Source organism: Ensifer sp. 22460 (assembly GCF_052044935.1).
In the GTDB taxonomy this organism is placed as follows: Bacteria; Pseudomonadota; Alphaproteobacteria; order Rhizobiales; family Rhizobiaceae; genus Ensifer.
Window position 1 is genome coordinate 25,528 of the sequence record NZ_JBQENZ010000010.1, and the last position, 15,110, is coordinate 40,637.

Annotated in this window: 19 protein-coding genes and 1 tRNA gene; 10 read left to right on the forward strand and 10 right to left on the reverse strand. The window is 63.5% G+C overall.

The window, feature by feature from the left end:
- Positions 1-41: 41 nt before the first annotated feature.
- From ACTJKM_RS14395 to ACTJKM_RS14405, 3 genes are read right to left on the reverse strand one after another with little or no spacing between them, the layout of a single operon-like run.
- Positions 42-767, reverse strand: coding sequence for a copper homeostasis protein CutC (locus tag ACTJKM_RS14395; RefSeq protein ID WP_440660549.1), 726 nt, complete (start codon positions 765-767; stop codon positions 42-44).
- Positions 764-1,675 (reverse strand): ROK family protein, encoded by a 912-nt coding sequence (locus ACTJKM_RS14400; protein WP_058326172.1) that lies wholly within the window; start codon positions 1,673-1,675, stop codon positions 764-766. The genes ACTJKM_RS14395 and ACTJKM_RS14400 overlap by 4 nt, the downstream gene beginning before the upstream one ends.
- Entirely contained in the window at positions 1,672-3,033 is a 1,362-nt protein-coding gene (locus ACTJKM_RS14405; protein ID WP_058326262.1) for an amidase, read from the reverse strand. Before ACTJKM_RS14405 ends, ACTJKM_RS14400 begins: the two co-directional genes overlap by 4 nt.
- Before the next feature lie 204 nt (positions 3,034-3,237).
- Here ACTJKM_RS14405 and ACTJKM_RS14410 point away from each other — a divergent pair, with 204 nt between their 5' ends.
- The gene (locus ACTJKM_RS14410) at positions 3,238-3,975 is read left to right on the forward strand and encodes a sulfate transporter family protein (protein ID WP_058326173.1); all 738 of its coding nucleotides are present in this window, start codon (positions 3,238-3,240) and stop codon (positions 3,973-3,975) included.
- A 102-nt stretch (positions 3,976-4,077) separates the two neighbouring features.
- On the forward strand, positions 4,078-4,287 hold the full coding sequence (locus ACTJKM_RS14415) for a SlyX family protein (protein WP_057248228.1): 210 nt from the start codon (positions 4,078-4,080) through the stop codon (positions 4,285-4,287).
- Between the two features lie 80 nt (positions 4,288-4,367).
- On the opposite strand, the gene ACTJKM_RS14420 is transcribed toward ACTJKM_RS14415, so the two are convergent.
- The 3 genes from ACTJKM_RS14420 to ACTJKM_RS14430 form a co-directional block, all read right to left on the reverse strand.
- Positions 4,368-5,360, reverse strand: a complete 993-nt coding sequence (locus tag ACTJKM_RS14420) for a BMP family lipoprotein (protein ID WP_057247787.1) — start codon at positions 5,358-5,360, stop codon at positions 4,368-4,370.
- 520 nt (positions 5,361-5,880) lie between these two features.
- A complete protein-coding gene (msrA, locus tag ACTJKM_RS14425) occupies positions 5,881-6,534 on the reverse strand; it encodes a peptide-methionine (S)-S-oxide reductase MsrA (RefSeq protein ID WP_058326263.1) in 654 nt (217 codons plus the stop codon).
- A gap of 42 nt (positions 6,535-6,576) precedes the next feature.
- Positions 6,577-6,894 (reverse strand): hypothetical protein, encoded by a 318-nt coding sequence (locus ACTJKM_RS14430; RefSeq protein ID WP_057247788.1) that lies wholly within the window; start codon positions 6,892-6,894, stop codon positions 6,577-6,579.
- A gap of 381 nt (positions 6,895-7,275) precedes the next feature.
- Here ACTJKM_RS14430 and ACTJKM_RS14435 point away from each other — a divergent pair.
- The 4 genes from ACTJKM_RS14435 to ACTJKM_RS14450 all read left to right on the forward strand — a co-directional run bounded on the left by ACTJKM_RS14435 (position 7,276) and on the right by ACTJKM_RS14450 (position 9,574).
- A tRNA-Ser gene (locus ACTJKM_RS14435) sits at positions 7,276-7,365 on the forward strand.
- Positions 7,366-7,505: 140 nt separating this feature from the next.
- Positions 7,506-7,811, forward strand: a complete 306-nt coding sequence (locus ACTJKM_RS14440) for a putative quinol monooxygenase (RefSeq protein WP_057247789.1) — start codon at positions 7,506-7,508, stop codon at positions 7,809-7,811.
- A gap of 126 nt (positions 7,812-7,937) precedes the next feature.
- Complete coding sequence (locus ACTJKM_RS14445; protein ID WP_113512238.1) at positions 7,938-8,795, forward strand: sigma-70 family RNA polymerase sigma factor; 858 nt, start codon at positions 7,938-7,940, stop codon at positions 8,793-8,795.
- Between the two features lie 140 nt (positions 8,796-8,935).
- Positions 8,936-9,574, forward strand: coding sequence for a class I SAM-dependent methyltransferase (locus ACTJKM_RS14450; protein ID WP_058326176.1), 639 nt, complete (start codon positions 8,936-8,938; stop codon positions 9,572-9,574).
- Between the two features lie 49 nt (positions 9,575-9,623).
- Here ACTJKM_RS14450 and ACTJKM_RS14455 read toward each other — a convergent pair whose 3' ends face one another.
- The gene (locus ACTJKM_RS14455) at positions 9,624-10,439 is read right to left on the reverse strand and encodes an aminotransferase class IV family protein (protein ID WP_058326177.1); all 816 of its coding nucleotides are present in this window, start codon (positions 10,437-10,439) and stop codon (positions 9,624-9,626) included.
- A gap of 92 nt (positions 10,440-10,531) precedes the next feature.
- Between ACTJKM_RS14455 and ACTJKM_RS14460 the strand changes: the two genes are divergently transcribed.
- Positions 10,532-10,885: a MerR family transcriptional regulator gene (locus ACTJKM_RS14460; protein ID WP_057247792.1), complete on the forward strand. Its 354-nt coding sequence runs from the start codon at positions 10,532-10,534 to the stop codon at positions 10,883-10,885.
- A gap of 150 nt (positions 10,886-11,035) precedes the next feature.
- Here the strand turns inward: ACTJKM_RS14460 and ACTJKM_RS14465 are convergent, their stop codons facing one another.
- Positions 11,036-11,458 (reverse strand): DUF6636 domain-containing protein, encoded by a 423-nt coding sequence (locus ACTJKM_RS14465; RefSeq protein WP_113399017.1) that lies wholly within the window; start codon positions 11,456-11,458, stop codon positions 11,036-11,038.
- Positions 11,459-11,656: 198 nt separating this feature from the next.
- Between ACTJKM_RS14465 and ACTJKM_RS14470 the strand changes: the two genes are divergently transcribed.
- The 3 genes from ACTJKM_RS14470 to ACTJKM_RS14480 are packed head-to-tail and all read left to right on the forward strand — an operon-like array spanning position 11,657 to position 13,103.
- On the forward strand, positions 11,657-11,989 hold the full coding sequence (locus ACTJKM_RS14470; protein WP_057247793.1) for an ArsR/SmtB family transcription factor: 333 nt from the start codon (positions 11,657-11,659) through the stop codon (positions 11,987-11,989).
- 1 nt (position 11,990) lies between these two features.
- Positions 11,991-12,467, forward strand: a complete 477-nt coding sequence (locus ACTJKM_RS14475) for an SRPBCC family protein (protein WP_057247794.1) — start codon at positions 11,991-11,993, stop codon at positions 12,465-12,467.
- Positions 12,468-12,479: 12 nt separating this feature from the next.
- The gene (locus ACTJKM_RS14480; RefSeq protein WP_057247795.1) at positions 12,480-13,103 is read left to right on the forward strand and encodes a dihydrofolate reductase family protein; all 624 of its coding nucleotides are present in this window, start codon (positions 12,480-12,482) and stop codon (positions 13,101-13,103) included.
- 117 nt (positions 13,104-13,220) lie between these two features.
- Here the strand turns inward: ACTJKM_RS14480 and ACTJKM_RS14485 are convergent, their stop codons facing one another.
- Positions 13,221-14,150, reverse strand: coding sequence for a hypothetical protein (locus tag ACTJKM_RS14485; protein ID WP_058326179.1), 930 nt, complete (start codon positions 14,148-14,150; stop codon positions 13,221-13,223).
- A gap of 47 nt (positions 14,151-14,197) precedes the next feature.
- Entirely contained in the window at positions 14,198-15,004 is an 807-nt protein-coding gene (locus ACTJKM_RS14490) for a MerR family transcriptional regulator (protein WP_058326180.1), read from the reverse strand.
- Between the last annotated feature and the right edge of the window lie 106 nt (positions 15,005-15,110).

A 15,110-nucleotide genomic window follows, 5' to 3' on the forward strand; every position in this document is an offset into this window, starting at 1 on the left:
GCAAACGTTGTCCGGGGCTTTTCATTTCGGGCAACGGTGTCTCAGCGCGCTGAAAGTCTCGCCTTCATCGCCCGGACCGTTTCCGCATCGGTGCGGCGCCGGTCGGCCGAAACGAAGCCCATTTCGACCAATCGCGGATCCTGAGCCGGCTCACGAACGGAGCAGGAGGAGTGCACTTCGCTGACGGTCACCCGGTCGAGAAGGGCATCGACCGTATCGAGGGTGACGCCGGACCCCGGCATGATCGACAGCCTGCCCTTGGCGAGATCGACAATTTCGGCCAATCGATCGATCGCCTGCGGTGCGCTCCTGGCACCGCCCGAGGTCAGGATGCGTTCGAAGCCGAGCTCGACCGCCACCTCCATCGCCTCGGTGAAATCCGGAACCAGGTCGAAGACGCGGTGCAGCGTCATCCTGAGTCCGGCCGCATGGCCTGTGAGCTTGATCAGCATCGACGTATCGAGGCGCCCGTCGGCAAGCGAGGCGCCGAGCACGACGCCCGCCAGGCCCGCATCCCGTGCCGCGTCGATATCGCGACGCATGACGTCGAGGTCCGCGGCTGAAAACACGAAGTCGCCCGGGCGCGGGCGGATCATTGCGTAAACGGGCACCGGCGGCGGACCGGCCAGCGCCATCAATCCGGGGTTGGGCGTCAGGCCACCGACGGACAGGGCGGCGCAGAGCTCGATCCGGTCGGCGCCGCCTTCGATCGCCGCATAAAGCCCGTCCGCATCGTCGACGCAGACTTCGAGTTTGATGTCGCTCATATCTTCTCCTCGCCGAGGCCAAGCAGCGCCGCGCCGATCAATCCGGGCTCGACCCGGCATTCACCACGCACCACCAGCGGCCGGTCGAACTGCCGGAGAATCCGGCTACGCACTGTCCTGTCGATTTCGGCGAGTAGTTCCTCGGAATTGGAGAGTCCCCCGCCGACAGGCACGATCGTCGCGCCGGTGATGTTGATGACGAGTGCCAAAGGCGAACTCACGAGATCGACGAGCAGATCGACCGTGCGCTTTGCCTCTGCATCCCCAGCCTTCCAGGCCTCGATGATCTCATGGCTTGAAAGCGTCTTGCCATGGGCGGTCTGGTGCAGCCGCTCCAACCCGCGCGCGCCGCCAACGGTATCGACGCAGCGCTTCAGGCCGCAGCCGCAGTCATAGGCGGGAATGGTGATCGGCGGGTTACCGGCCTCGGCCGCGATCGCCGGGCCGTGCCCCCATTCGCCGGCAAAGCCGCCATCGGCATTGATCAGCCGGCCGTCGATCACCAGGCCGCCGCCGACCCCGGTGCCGAGAATGGCGCCGAAGACAATGCGATGGCCGCGTCCCGCACCCGCGCCGGCCTCGGCCAGTGCAAAACAGTCGGCGTCATTGGCGATCTTCACCGGCAGGTGCAGCGCCGCCTCGAGTTCGGCGACCAGTTCGCGCCCGTCGATACAGGGGATGTTGGCGCATTTGATCCGCCGCGTCTCAGGATCGATGACGCCGGTGATCGAGATCGCCACGCAATCCGGGTGTCCGCCCGCTTCGTCCAGGACCGATTCGAGCACCTCAACGAACTGGCGGAAGTTGCTGAGCGGCGTCGTCCGTCGCGGTAGCGGAAAGATCCGGTCGCGCGAATGCACGATCGCGCCCTTGATCGCCGAGCCGCCGATGTCGAAGCAGACGATCATGCTTCGCCCCGAATAATTGCTTCGGCCGAGAGCGCGACGGAGAGCAGCCGATCGTCCTGGTGATGCGGCGTTGCAAGCTGGAAGCCGACGGGCATTTCCGCCGCACCGGTACCGCACGGAATGGAGATGCCGCAGAAATCCAGGAAGTTGCCGATCGACGTGTTGCGGAGCGTCTTGGCGTTGGTCTTGAAGAACAGCTCGTCGTCCTCGATCAGCGGCGCGATCGGCGGCGCTACATGCGGCAGGGTCGGGTGGGCGATGAGCTCGTTCGGCTTCAGGCTGTCGACCGTCTCATGGATCAGTTGGTCGCGCGCGTCGAGCAGGGCAATGTAGTCGGGCATGGTGATCTTCTCGCCGAGCCTGGTGCGGGCAACGACACGGGGATCGATCTCATTGGCCTCGTGCCCGGCCAGCCGCTCGCGATGAAGCGCATAGGCCTCGGCCGTCACCAGGGCGCCGTGGCGGGCCATCAGCCCGAAGACCGCCGAGAAGGTCGGGAAGGCGCGGCGGCTGACGGCAACGCCGGCTTTTTCAAGCCGCTTGATGGCATCCTCGAACGCCTCGACGACTTCCGTCTCCGCATCGTCGAAGACCACCGTTTCCGGGATCACCAGCGCGACGCCGGAGAGGTCGGCGCGGCGCACCGTCGGGGCCGTCAGCCCGTGCATGGCAGCGTCCACCCACACGGCGTCCTGCACCGTGTGGCAAAGGGGCCCAAGCGAATCCAGGCTTTCAGCCAGCGGAAAGACGCCCTTCATCGTGTAGCGGCCGCGTGTTGCTTTGTAACCGACAATGCCGGTCATCGCCGCGGGGATGCGGACGGAGCCACCGGTATCGGTGCCGATCGCCGCCGGCACCAGGCCGGCCGCGACCGCGACCGCCGAGCCTGACGACGAGCCGCCGGGAATGCGTTCGACGTCGGTGGCCGCGGGGTTCCTCGGCGTGCCGTAATGCGGGTTGATACCAAGGCCCGAAAAGGCGAACTCGCTCATATTGGTGCGGCCGACGCTGACCATGCCGGCTGCGGCAACGGCGGCAACGACCGGAGCGTCGCTCCTGGCCGGGGCGTGCGTCTGCAGCACCTTCGAGCCGGCGGTCGTGACGCTGCCGGCCACATCGAAGAGGTCCTTCCACGCGACCGGCAGGCCGTCGAGCAGGCCGAGCGAGCGTCCCGCCCTGAGGCGTTTCGAGGCGGCCTCGGCATCCCGCGTCGCGCGCTCAGGTGTCAGTTCGACGAAGATGGCATAGTCGCCGTGTGCGTCGATCGCCGCATAGGTTTGCTTGGCGAGGTCCACGGGGTCCAGCTTGCCGCTCTGCACCAGCACGGAAAGGCTGGCGAGTGTCTTTTGTTCTGTCATGTCATCCTCCGCGGAATGCTGTTCTTGCCTGCTGCTGCTGTCCGCTACGTCTACAATATCGCCGCCCTTGGCGTTTTCCATGCTTCCCTTAGAAGAGGCGCGTGAATCTTGCATAAAGACTGGCTTCCGCCGCGCGTGTCTTGTCGCCGGTGGTGCCTCTGCCTACATGCATCATCGAACCTTGGGCCATACTGGAGAGCGAAGATGATCTTGGACGCGGCGCGACTTTCGCTTGCCAATCTCCTTGCGCCCGAGACCCGATCGGTTTTCTGGAAGGTGCTGGGCCTGACGATACTGGCGCTCGTCGCGCTCTGGTTTGCGGTGCGCGAAGTGTTTATCTGGCTGGCGCTGCCGTGGATCGATACGCTGATGCCGGGCACGCCCGTCTGGGCCGGTTGGCTGACCTTCGTCGTCGGCATCTTCGCGAGCTTCGGGCTGGCGCTCGCCTTGGCTTTGCTTCTGGCCCCCGTCACCGCTCTGATCGCCGGCTTCTTCCTCGACGATGTTGCCGAGGTGATCGAGAAGCGGGACTATCCGAGCGAGCCGCAGGGCCGGCCGCTGCCGCTTGGCGAGGCGATCGCCGGATCGCTGAAGTTTCTCGGCGTTGTCATCCTCGGCAACCTGCTGGCGCTCTTCCTGCTGCTCGTTCCGGGCGTCAATCTCGTCGCCTTCTTTCTGGTCAACGGCTATCTGCTCGGGCGCGAATTCTTCGAGTTCGCGGCAATGCGCTATCGTGCACCGGCGGAGGCGCGGCTCTTCCGCGAGAAGCACCGCTCCACCGTGTTTCTCGCCGGCCTTCTGCTCGCGGCCTTTCTGGCGGTGCCCTTCGTCAACCTTTTGACGCCGCTCTTTGCCGCCGGTCTGATGGTGCATCTGCACAAGCGGCTTTCGGCAAAGGATCCCGGATTTTCGCTGTCGGGCGGTGCGGCGGCGAAGGCCTGAGAGGCTCTTGCTTGACATGATGCCGGCTATGGCCAATCTGCCGGCAAGATCCCATTGTGCTGCGCGGGCGCGCCGGCGCGTGGCAGGACGGAGTTGGCGGACATGAACAAGACGGACGAACGGATCACCCACCTCGAGGAAACGGTGGCCCATCAGGCCAAGACCATCGAGGAACTTTCCGACCAGCTCGCCGAGCAATGGAAGGTGGTGGAGCAGACGCGCGCCAAGCTCGACCGGCTGACCGAGCGTTTCCTGTCGCTCGAGGAGCAATCGCTCGATGCGCCGGCGATCACCCGGCCGCCGCACTACTGATCGAGCGCCACGGCAAACGGGAATAAAAAGGCCGCCGGTCCAACGAACCGGCGGCCTTTCTATTTACATAAGTGCTGCTCTTAGTAGGGGCAGGATTCGTCGCTCATGTAGTCGTGAACTTCGACCTTGCCGGCAATGATTTCGGCTTTCACCTTTTCCACTGCATCGAGCATCTCAGGCGTGATCAGCGCCTTGTTGTTGTCGTCGAGCGCATAGCCGACGCCATCTTCCTTGAGGCCGAGGTTGGAAATGCCGAACTCGAACTTGTCGTTCTTGGCCGCCGTGAAGGCTTCGTAGACGGCGACGTCGACGCGCTTCAGCATCGAGGTCAGGACCTTGCCCGGCTGCAGGCCGTTCTGGTTGGAGTCGACGCCGATGCCGAGCTTGCCGGCATCTGCTGCTGCCTGCAGAACGCCGACGCCGGTGCCGCCGGCTGCGTGGTAGACGACGTCCGAGCCCTGGTCGATCTGCGACTTGGCGATTTCGCCGCCCTTGACCGGGTCGTTCCAGGCGTCCGGCGTCGTGCCGGTGTAGGCTTCCAGAACCTTGACGTCAGCGCCGGTCGACTTGGCGCCGCCAACGTAGCCACAGGCGAACTTGTGGATCAGCGGAACGTCCATGCCGCCGATGAAGCTGACGGTCTTCGACTTCGAAGCGAGGCCGGCGAGAACGCCGACGAGGTAGGAGCCTTCCTGTTCCTTGAAGACGACCGACTTGACGTTCGGCTTCTCGACGACCATGTCGATGATCGCAAACTTGATATCAGGATATTCCGGCGCGATCTTCTCGAGCGAAGCCGCCCAGTTGAAGCCAGCCATGACGATCGGGCTGTTGCCGTCGCTCGCAAAGCGGCGCAGCGCCTGTTCGCGCTGGGCATCGTTGGCGATTTCGAACTCGCGGTATTCGACGCCCGATTCCGTCTTGAACTTTTCGGCGCCGTTAAAGGCAGCCTCGTTGAAGGATTTGTCGAACTTGCCGCCGAGATCGTAGATGATCGCTGGCTTGATGTCGGCGGCCAGTGCCGTCGCGGACATCATCGAAAAGGCAAAGAGACCGAGAATGGTTTTTTTCATCGTGCAGCCCTGTTGTCGCTATTGATCTTATTGGGTCCTCCCGCCGGCTCCCTGACGGAACCTGTCTGCGGAACCCACCCCCTTCTCCTTGGGGCTAGGGTGGCGCATCCTTGCACGGTCACGGCAAAAAAACACTCAAAATTTTTCAGATGGTAAAAATTGAACCCACAGATGCCGGTACCCGTAAGGCACCGGTTCTGTTGCGCTTTTGAGATCGCCGGCAAGTGTGCGCGCCCATCCGGCGCGACCTCTGGGTTGTGGCTATCGCGCTTGCTTTCGAGAGGCCCAAAGCGGCCCCCCGGTGTCGGAGCGGGATGAGGAAAAGTGTGTGCGGCTTACCGCCTGCATCCCGCGTTTGTTTACACGAAACGATCATGGTGAAGGTTTGGGTCGATTGAGGCCAAGCACATCGGCCTGTCTAGAGCATCCCGCTCTCGAGTGGAACCGCCGGAGGCGGAAAGATGCTCTAGAATCAAAGTGCTAGGGCGTCCTTTGTGCGTTCAGTCGAACGCACGGCGCTCTAGTACCCGATCGGGCAACTCACCCCGGTGCCGCGCAGGCCGCAATAGCCGTTTGGGTTCTTCGCCAGATATTGCTGGTGATAGTCCTCGGCGAAGTAGAATGGGCCGGCCTCGCCGATCTCGGTGGTGATCCTGCCGCCATGGTTGGAATACTTCAGCGCCGCCTGGAAAGTGGTGCGCGCGGCCTTGGCCTCCGCCAGCTGCTCGTCGTCATAGGTGTAGATTGCCGAGCGGTAGGTGGTGCCGATATCGTTGCCCTGGCGCATGCCCTGGGTCGGGTCGTGCTCCTCGAAGAAAGTCTTGAGCAGGGTCGCAAGCGGAACCGTCTCTGGATCATAGACGACCAGCACCACCTCGGCATGGCCTGTGAGCCCGGTGGTCGTCTCCTGATAGGTCGGGTTCCGTGTCAGCCCGCCAGCGTAACCGACAGCCGTCACGTAGACACCGGGGATCTTCCAGAGCAGCCGTTCGGCGCCCCAGAAGCAGCCCATGCCAAGCAGGACCTGCTTCGTGCCGTCGGGGTAGGGGCCATTCAGCGGCCGCCCGGAGACGAAATGCGTCTCGGCCGTCGGGATCGCCTCGTCGCGACCCGGCAGCGCTGTCTGCGCATCGGGCATGATCGTCTTCTTGTTGAACATGTCGATCAGGAACATCAGCATACTCCTCGTCGGTGCAGAGACGGGCTCCGCTAAAAATCAGGCGGCGAAGCGGCCCGCGGCCGGCCGCTTCTTGTAACCGACCATCCACAGAACGAGCGCGAGCAGCGCCAGCACGGCGAAGGCCGGCTGCATCAGCAGCCAATGCAGCACCGAATGCCAGATCGTCTGCGCCGTATCGGAACGCTGCGCAAACTGGATCCAGCTCGCCGTGTCGGCGCCCAGCGCCTCCAGGTCGTCGCCAAGCGAGGTCATCACCAGTTCCGATGCGGCGACCGACTGAATCGCGTCGACGGCGCCGGCAAGCACGGCGGCAAACAACACGACGGCGCTCGCCAGCCTTAGTAGAAACCGCATCGGTCCAATTATCCCTTCATGTCACTGGTCGCGTCATGTCATGGTCAAGCGCAACGCCCCGGCGGCATCTTCTTCGATCGCAGGGGTCTCGGACAAGGCCCAGTGGCGAAATTATGCGGGGATCGCAGCAGAGCCGAGCTGGCATCTGGACGCTGCCGGGACGTGACACTCGTCCCGGCGCAAGAGATAAGCGTGCCGCCTGGTATGCACAATGGGGACGACGGGCCGCTCGTTTCACAAGATGTCAACAATCTGTCAGAAAGCAGTTGATCCCAAGCAAATCATCGGTATATAGACGCGCGTCCGCCGGTTTACACCGGTCGACACCGAAGGGCCCCGCCCTTCCCATCCAGCCGGATTGACCATCGGCTGCTGACGGATGGACAGGTGGCCGAGTGGTTGAAGGCGCACGCCTGGAACGCGTGTATACGTGAAAGCGTATCGAGGGTTCGAATCCCTCTCTGTCCGCCATTTCTCTCCCTTGCCACAGCGATCAATATCAAGACGTTGCCAACCCGCTTGGCGCCAACCCGCAAAAAATCTTCTTCGGCGCGATCCGTTTCGCCTCTCCGGTTCGTCTTTGCTGTGTCCGTAGCAAAGGAGACACGCTGATGACCACCGAACCTGTCACACTCGTCAATCTGCTGAAGGTCGAACCCGGCAAGCAGGCGCAATTGATTGCGCTCCTGAAGCGCAACATCGAAACCGTGATCAGCACGCTCGGCGGTTGGCACACAAGCCGGCTGATCGCCGCCAAGGACGGCGCCAGCGTCATCATCTATTCGGAATGGGAGACGCCGGCGGCCATTGAGGCGATGCGGGCCGATCCCCGGATGAAGGCCTACTTCCCGCAGATCCTGGAATTGGCAAGCCTTGAGTCGATCCTGGGCGAGGCCGTGTTCAGCGATAACAGGTGATGTCGATCCGCCGCCGACGCCCGCCGACAGTGGCCGGAAGGCGGCGGACATTTCTTTGGACCCGCGTTATCGTGCCGTCGTCGCCGATGGGCTGACGCCTGGAAATGCGCCCATGGAGCTCGATACATGAACGTGGAAGATTTCGAGGATCGCCTGCGCGAGTTCAGGCCGCGGCTGCATCGCTATTGCGCGCGCATGACCGGCTCGGCCGTGGACGGCGAGGACGTGCTGCAGGATACCTTGATCAAGGCCCTGCAGGCGCGGGCGGACGGTGTGGTCGTGGACAATCTCGAGGGCTGGTTGCTTCGCATCGCCCACAATACCAGCCTCGATTTCCTGCGCCGGCGGTCCCGGCACAGGGTCGTTCCGCTGCGCGATGATCTGGAGGACGCACCGCTGCCCGAAGCGGACATCGTTGCGGTCGGCTTTCACATCTTCCTGCAGCTGCCTGAACTTCAGCGCTGCGCCGTGATTCTCAAGGATGTGCTCGGACATTCGGTCGAAGAAATCGCGGATATTGCCGACTGCACGCCGGCGGCTGCCAAGTCGGCGCTCCAGCGCGGACGCGCGTCGCTCCGGCAACTGGCGGATCGCCCGGACGATATGCGGCTGCCGCTGATGTCCGATGCCAACCGGCAGAAGATGGCGACCTATGTGCGCCTGTTTCAGGGGGGCGATTTCGATGCGATCCGCGCCATGCTGGCCGAAGACGTCAAGCTCGAGCTCGTCAACAGGCTGAGGCTGGAGGGCCGTGAGGGCATTGGCCGCTACTTCACCCGCTATGCCGAGGAGACGAGGTGGCGGTTCGCGCTCGGTGCGATCGAGGGGCGTCCGGTCATGCTGGTTTTCGACAGCGCCGGGCCCATGGAGATGCCTGCGCATTTCGTTCTTCTCGATTGGCGCGAGGACGAGATCGCTGCGATCCGCGACTTTCTCTTCGCGCCCTATGTGCTTGAAACCGTCGATTGGGTTCGTCTGGCCTAGCGCGAAGGGGCCTTCGCTGATTGACCGTCCGATCTCCGCCATTTGTTGACGATTGCGCGGTAGCCGGAATCCCTTGACCGGCGTGGCTCCGGCCTCGACCGTGCCGAGGAGATCTGGTCGCGATCTGGGGAGCAGGCAGCATGAAGACGGCGAGTGACGCGCGTTTCTGGGACCGGACGTCGCAGCGATACGCCAAGGGGGCGATCGCGGACCCGGCCGGATATGAGCGCACGCTCGACCGTACCCGCTCTCTGCTTCTGCCCGATGACGGCGTGCTGGAACTCGGTTGCGGCACGGGGACAACGGCGTTTCGGCTCGCAGGCGATGTCCGGGACTATCTTGCGACCGATTTTTCCAGCGAGATGATCGCAATTGCCAGCGAGAGATACGCCGTCGACCTGGTGCCGAACCTCGTCTTCCGCGCCGCAACGGCCGAAGCGCTGGCCGCCGAGCGCGTGCAATACGATGCGGTCCTGGCCTTCAACTATCTGCATCTGGTGCGCGACCTTTCGGGCACGCTCGGCAGCATCCATGCCCTGCTCGCATCGAGCGGGCTGTTCATCTCCAAGACGCCCTGCGTCGGGGAGATGAGCCCCCTGATCCGTTTGGCGCTGTTGCCGGCGATGCGCGCGTTCGGAAAGGCACCCTATGCAGGAACCTTCGGCTTGATCGAGCTGAGCCAGGAGATAACGGCTGCCGGCTTCGACATTCTGGACATCGAAAACCACGCGACCAAAGGCAACGACAACCGTCCCTATATCGTTGCTCGCAAGCGCTGAGGCAGGCCGCGGCAGCATGGTTTGTCCGCCTCGGCCAAACTCAACTGCCCTAAACTGACTCGGCCGGCTCTGCGGCATGCGCACGGTGCAGCAGATCCAGAAACGCCTTTGCTTCCGGGATTGCCGTCGAACCGATGGCGCTGACGGCAATGCCTGGCGTCCATGAATTCATGACGGCCGCACCGGAGAGATCCTTGAGCCGGCTAAGGGTAATTTCCTCCCGGCGCTGCGGCACGGCCAGGCGTTCGAGTTGTCGCTGGATCGTACCCATCATCGTGCCGGTCAGCATGTCGGCCCTGGGCCAGATGACCGCCTCGCCGTCCCAGAAGACGAGGTTCCAGATGCTGGCTTCGCTGAGGCGACCATGCCGGTCCATGAAGGCGGCGTCGTCGAAACCCGCCCTGATCGCCTGATGCAGGTAATAGGTCTTGCCGGATTCGCCGACGTGCTTGATCGTGGGGTGTGGTCGCTCGTGCTCGATGACGGCAAGCCGCAGCGGACCCTTCGGGCCATTGGAGGGTGGGCCGCTGCGCACGAGAACGGCGAGGTCTCCCTGAATGCTGTCGGCGGTAAACTCGCCGTCCGGCGAAAAGATCGTGACCGTCAGCGACTGGTCCGCCGGACCTGCGTCGATTGCCTGTTTGATGTGGGCGCGCAACTCTTCGTCGGGCAGCGCGCGGCCGAAGAAGGAGAGAGAGGCGTTGCTGAGGCGCTTCAGATGCAGGTCCAGACCTCTGATCTTGCAGTCCCTGACCTGAATTGCGGTGAAGTGGGCGAAGCCGGCAAAAGCCAAGGGGATCAGATCGGCAGCGCTGGCCGGGCGGCCGTTGAGCGCTGCGGGATAGAGGCTTGTTTCGTTCGGCATGGTCTTGCTCCTGGGTGTGTTCACATGAAGGAGCCAATAGGTCTAAGGTCTGACAGCGCTGTCAGAGTCAAGGGCGAGGCGAAGGGACCGGAATGAAAATAGGCGAGCTGTCGAAACGCACCGGCGTCAGCATTCGGATGCTGCGCTACTATGAAGCCGAAGGGCTGTTGAAGCCTGGACGCACCGAAAGCGGCTATCGCGACTATGATCTGGCGGAGGTGAGAACCGTCGAGCGCATCAAACTCCTGGGCGCCGGCGGCATGACCCTTCCGACGATCCTGCAGTTCCTGCCGTGCGTTCGCGGAGAAGGTCCGATCTTTGAGCCCTGCGACGAACTGCGCGTCACCCTGCACGAGCAGATCCGGCTTGTCGAAGAGAAGACGGAAAAGCTGGCGCAGAGCCGCAGCGTCCTGGAGACTTTTCTGCAGGAGATAGGCGAGCGCTGATCTTCTGCCGGATCGAGCTACCGCGTGCTGCGGCGACCCCTTGCTGGCCTCGTCAGCGCTAACGCGACAGGATTGCGACCAAACCCGCTCTGGCCATCAACCAGAAGTCAGGGCGCGCGGCAAACCGTATGCACCTTTCCTGCTGCCGCTCTAATAGACGTCGGTCTTCGATCGACTGATGTAAAAACCGTGGCCGTCACTGCGCTCGCAGCTGAGCCCGGTCTTGCTGGACCGACAGCTAAACGGCCCCTTCTTCCAGCTGTTGCCGTAGCTCAGGATATGGGAGCCGTCGCAGCATGCTGTATCGCCCGCGTTCTGGAATCGTCGGGCCTTGCCCGCCTTTCCCAGAATGAACCTCTGATAGGTCGGTTCGATGCGGTCACAGCCAAGTTCCGGGCCGCCGTCCTCCGGGACATAAACATCGGAGCCACCGGCTGGCGTGTATTGGCAACCGATGTTGCCGGTCGGCATGTTGAAATAAATCAGACCGCCATCGGCGGGGAAATTCTGCTCTGCTGCATTCCCGTCGAATGCGATGAGCGCGGCGACCGCGAACACAAGAAAGCGCATCATTCGAGCTTTGGCCCCTGACCTTTGTCGATCCCGCAAAGTGCAGCAAGTAAAACATATCAGCGGGAAATGGGGAAATGGTCTCGGCTCTCGACCTGCGGTCGACGGCACGGCGCCGTGAGACAAAGTGGCTCGAGCCTGTCGGGGAGGACTTCAATAGTTAGCTGTTGCGCTAAGTGTTTGGTCATGATACTTAGCCTTATGGAACAGTATTCAGGCCGATTGGACGTGATCTTTCAGGCGCTCGCCGATCCCACCCGGCGCGCCGTGCTTTCGCGGCTCGGCGGCGGCCCGGCGAGCATCAGCGATCTCGCCAGACCCTTCGACATGGCCCTGCCGTCCTTCATGAAGCACATCCACTTCCTGGAAGGCAGCGGCCTGATCCGCACGCACAAGCAGGGCCGGGTGCGGACCTGCGCCATCGAGAAGGCGCAATTCGCCGTGGTCGAGACCTGGCTTTCGGCGCAGCGCGCGCTCTGGGAAGGCCGTGCCGACCGGCTGGAAAAATTCGTCACTGAACACGAGGAGGAATGACATGATCCGCTCTCCAGATCCCGAACTCGACCTGACGATGGCACGCATCATCAAGGCGCCGCGCGCGACCGTCTGGCGCGCCTGGAGCGATCGGACCCGGCTTGAGCAATGGTGGGTCCCGGCGCCGGCAATATGCAAGGTGATCGATATGGACCTGAAGCCGGGCGGCGGCTTCGTGACCCGGATCAGCGAAGGCGGCGGCGAGTTCGTGCCGCATATCAATGCCTGCTTCCTCGCGGTCGACGAACTCTCGCGCATCGTCTTCACCGATACGCTCGTTGCCGGCTGGCGGCCGGCCGAGAACGCCTTCATGACGGCAATCATCACGCTCAGCGACCATCCGGCCGGCACTGAGTACGCCGCCCACGTGATGCACCGCAACGGCGCGGACCGGAAGATGCACGAGGAGATGGGTTTCCACGACGGCTGGGGAACGGTGGCGGAGCAACTGGCCCGGCTCGTCGAGCAAACCCATTAAGGAGGCGAAGACATGCGCAACATCGTCCTGCAGATGATGACGACGCTCGATGGCCGCCTCGACGATCCGCTTGCCTGGATGGGCACGGTGGTCGATGAGCAGTACCGGGCGATCGACCGCCTCTATGCCGGCTACGACACGGTACTCGTCGGGCGCACCACCTACGAGGAGATGGTCGGCTATTGGCCCGGCGCGCTGAACGATGAGGTCAACGGCGAGACCAATCGCGTGATGGCCAAACGCATGCACGACTCCCGCAAGATTGTGTTCTCCCGCACCGGTGAGCAGGCAATCAGCCCCTGGCACAATGCCGAACAGGTCGTGGCTGCCGACGACGCCGCACTTTCGCGCTACCTGATGGAGCTGAAGGCTGAGCCCGGCGGCGATATCCATCTCTCGGGTGGCGCCAGCCTGGCGCAGACGGTGATCGGCCTTGGGCTGGTCGATCGCTACCACTTCTTCGTCTATCCCGTCGTCTCGCCGGGTGAACCGTGGTTCGCCCGGCTGAGGGATAAGAACGAACTGCAGCTGATCGGCAGCGAACACTACGACAACGGTGTCGTCGGACTTCACTACGCAACCGTACGCGACGCCAAGTCGGAGCGGCCGAAGAGCTTCTCCGAGCTCATTGCCTAAAGCAATTCCAGGAAAAGTGCGAAGCGGTTTTCCGTCCGGAATTGCGCCCGTGCCAAGTGAAGCAATTCCAGGAAAAGTGCGAAGCGGTTTTCCGTCCGGAGTTGCGTGTTGCTGGAATCAGTCTCCGCCTCGCAGGGCGGAGAGCAGCCGATCGTAGGTCGGAGCCAGCCGCCGCAGGGCTTCCGCCGCTTCCGCATCTCTGCGCAAGACCAACGGATATTGCAGCGCGCCGATGAGTCGCGCCTGTTCGCCGGCAACGGCGGCGGACTTGGCAAAGCCGGCGCGCTCGAGGCAGGTTTCGGCGTCAGCCGCACGGCGGGCGCCGACGCGAACGGCGAAATGGATCAGGTGCGCCCGCAAGCCCTTGTCACAGCGTTCCTCGATGCGCGCCGCCAGCGCTTCGGCGGCCTCGGCATTGCCGAGGCTCCTAGGCGGCATCGCTCGATCCGTAACCATCGACAGCCAGTGGATCGCGGCCGGGATCGAGGCCCGGATCCCGTCCACCTCCGAGACCTCCGCCACCCGCGAAAAGCCCGACCGCATCGTGAAAGAATCGCCGTAGGTGAGCGTCTTCGCGCTCCAGGCCGCCATGAAATCACTGATCGGCAGCGAGGCGTAGGGGTAGCCCTGCGGATCGTGCATCAGCACCCGCTCCTCGTCGAGCGCGAGGACTACGACATAGTGGTCGGCCTCGATCGGCCCGGTCATGCCGGGCTGATGGCGGAGATGTCCCATTTCCACCGGGCCGACCCAGACCGGGCCATCCTTGAGCGTCGACCGGAGGCGAGAAAGCGCGTCCTCGGCATCGTCACCCTTGCTGACTTCCGAGGTCCAGCCGAGCGCAGCAAGCGCGCCGTCGAACCCGGCTTCCGGGTCCCAGCCATAGGGGTCGAAGAACGGCAGCGAGCCGCCGATGAGCTGCATTCCGAACGGGCTGCTTGTGGCAAATTCGATGACGGCGGGCGAGGGCGCCGCCTCGCCGAACATCATGGCGAAGGAACTGGCGTAGCAATAGGGGCCGGAGCCCACATAGGGAACGTGCTGCATCGGATGGAACCCTTGAGCGATTGAGGGGGGATGTGAAGGGAGGCTTGTTAAGGCACGATGGGATAGGCGACATCGAAACGGGCGTCGCCGCTGCCGGGGTAGATTTCGTAGGGGCTGCCGAAACAATTGAGATCGTTGCTGTGCTCGAACCAGGCCTCGATCGCGTCGTAGACACGCAGCACCGCCGGAAAGGTCTCGAACGTCTCGGACACCGGCAGGAATGCTTCGCGCCCAGCCGGCTGAAGTCGCATGCGCAGATCACCTGACGGTTCGAGGCTGCCGGTGTAGCCGATCGCGACCTCGACGAGGCCCTTGCCATCATGGTTCACGGGCTCGTGGAAATGCAGCGTCATCGGCCCATCGTCGTCCTTGCCGCATAGTGCCAGGTAGCTGCGGATCGCCGCTTCGGCGCTTTCCGTGAAAGCGTCGAGCGCATCGACCGTCACATGACCCTGCCGATAGACGATCTTCGAAGGGGCAGTGTCGCGGACGCGGACGGCTTTGATCAGCGGATCATCGCCGCCGGACGATTGCCGGAAGATCGCCTGCACCAGCTCGCTCTGCTCCTCGAGCCGTTTGGTCTGTACCTCCAGCCAGGCGCGAAGTTCGGCGAGGCGCACTTCGGGCTGAAGCTCGATCAGGCGGGCGATTCGGGCGATCGGCAGGCCCAATTGCCGCAGCCTTGCGATCAAGCGGGCGCGGCCCGCCTGCTCGGCGGCGTAGTAGCGGTAGCCGGTCACCGGATCGACGTGGGCGGGCACGAGCAGGCCCTGCTCGGCATAGAGCCGGAGCGCCTTCGGCGACAGTCTTGTGGCAGCGCCGAAACGGCCGGCGAGGAAAAAAGAATCGGTCATGAGACAAGTCTGGGGCCTGCCCCAGGGGCGAGGTCAAGAGGCATCTTGCCGTCTTGCTGGCAGCCGCCGGACCGGTTGGCTGAATACCTCCCGGAGCAGGCAACCG

Bases quoted from the DNA above. Each gene is read 5' to 3' on its own strand.
- ACTJKM_RS14395 (WP_440660549.1), bottom strand. From the start codon at position 767: ATGAGCGACATCAAACTCGAAGTCTGCGTCGACGATGCGGACGGGCTT.
- ACTJKM_RS14400 (WP_058326172.1), bottom strand. From the start codon at position 1,675: ATGATCGTCTGCTTCGACATCGGCGGCTCGGCGATCAAGGGCGCGATC.
- ACTJKM_RS14405 (WP_058326262.1), bottom strand. From the start codon at position 3,033: ATGACAGAACAAAAGACACTCGCCAGCCTTTCCGTGCTGGTGCAGAGC.
- ACTJKM_RS14410 (WP_058326173.1), top strand. From the start codon at position 3,238: ATGATCTTGGACGCGGCGCGACTTTCGCTTGCCAATCTCCTTGCGCCC.
- ACTJKM_RS14415 (WP_057248228.1), top strand. From the start codon at position 4,078: ATGAACAAGACGGACGAACGGATCACCCACCTCGAGGAAACGGTGGCC.
- ACTJKM_RS14420 (WP_057247787.1), bottom strand. From the start codon at position 5,360: ATGAAAAAAACCATTCTCGGTCTCTTTGCCTTTTCGATGATGTCCGCG.
- msrA (WP_058326263.1), bottom strand. From the start codon at position 6,534: ATGTTCCTGATCGACATGTTCAACAAGAAGACGATCATGCCCGATGCG.
- ACTJKM_RS14430 (WP_057247788.1), bottom strand. From the start codon at position 6,894: ATGCGGTTTCTACTAAGGCTGGCGAGCGCCGTCGTGTTGTTTGCCGCC.
- ACTJKM_RS14440 (WP_057247789.1), top strand. From the start codon at position 7,506: ATGACCACCGAACCTGTCACACTCGTCAATCTGCTGAAGGTCGAACCC.
- ACTJKM_RS14445 (WP_113512238.1), top strand. From the start codon at position 7,938: ATGAACGTGGAAGATTTCGAGGATCGCCTGCGCGAGTTCAGGCCGCGG.
- ACTJKM_RS14450 (WP_058326176.1), top strand. From the start codon at position 8,936: ATGAAGACGGCGAGTGACGCGCGTTTCTGGGACCGGACGTCGCAGCGA.
- ACTJKM_RS14455 (WP_058326177.1), bottom strand. From the start codon at position 10,439: ATGCCGAACGAAACAAGCCTCTATCCCGCAGCGCTCAACGGCCGCCCG.
- ACTJKM_RS14460 (WP_057247792.1), top strand. From the start codon at position 10,532: ATGAAAATAGGCGAGCTGTCGAAACGCACCGGCGTCAGCATTCGGATG.
- ACTJKM_RS14465 (WP_113399017.1), bottom strand. From the start codon at position 11,458: ATGATGCGCTTTCTTGTGTTCGCGGTCGCCGCGCTCATCGCATTCGAC.
- ACTJKM_RS14470 (WP_057247793.1), top strand. From the start codon at position 11,657: ATGGAACAGTATTCAGGCCGATTGGACGTGATCTTTCAGGCGCTCGCC.
- ACTJKM_RS14475 (WP_057247794.1), top strand. From the start codon at position 11,991: ATGATCCGCTCTCCAGATCCCGAACTCGACCTGACGATGGCACGCATC.
- ACTJKM_RS14480 (WP_057247795.1), top strand. From the start codon at position 12,480: ATGCGCAACATCGTCCTGCAGATGATGACGACGCTCGATGGCCGCCTC.
- ACTJKM_RS14485 (WP_058326179.1), bottom strand. From the start codon at position 14,150: ATGCAGCACGTTCCCTATGTGGGCTCCGGCCCCTATTGCTACGCCAGT.
- ACTJKM_RS14490 (WP_058326180.1), bottom strand. From the start codon at position 15,004: ATGACCGATTCTTTTTTCCTCGCCGGCCGTTTCGGCGCTGCCACAAGA.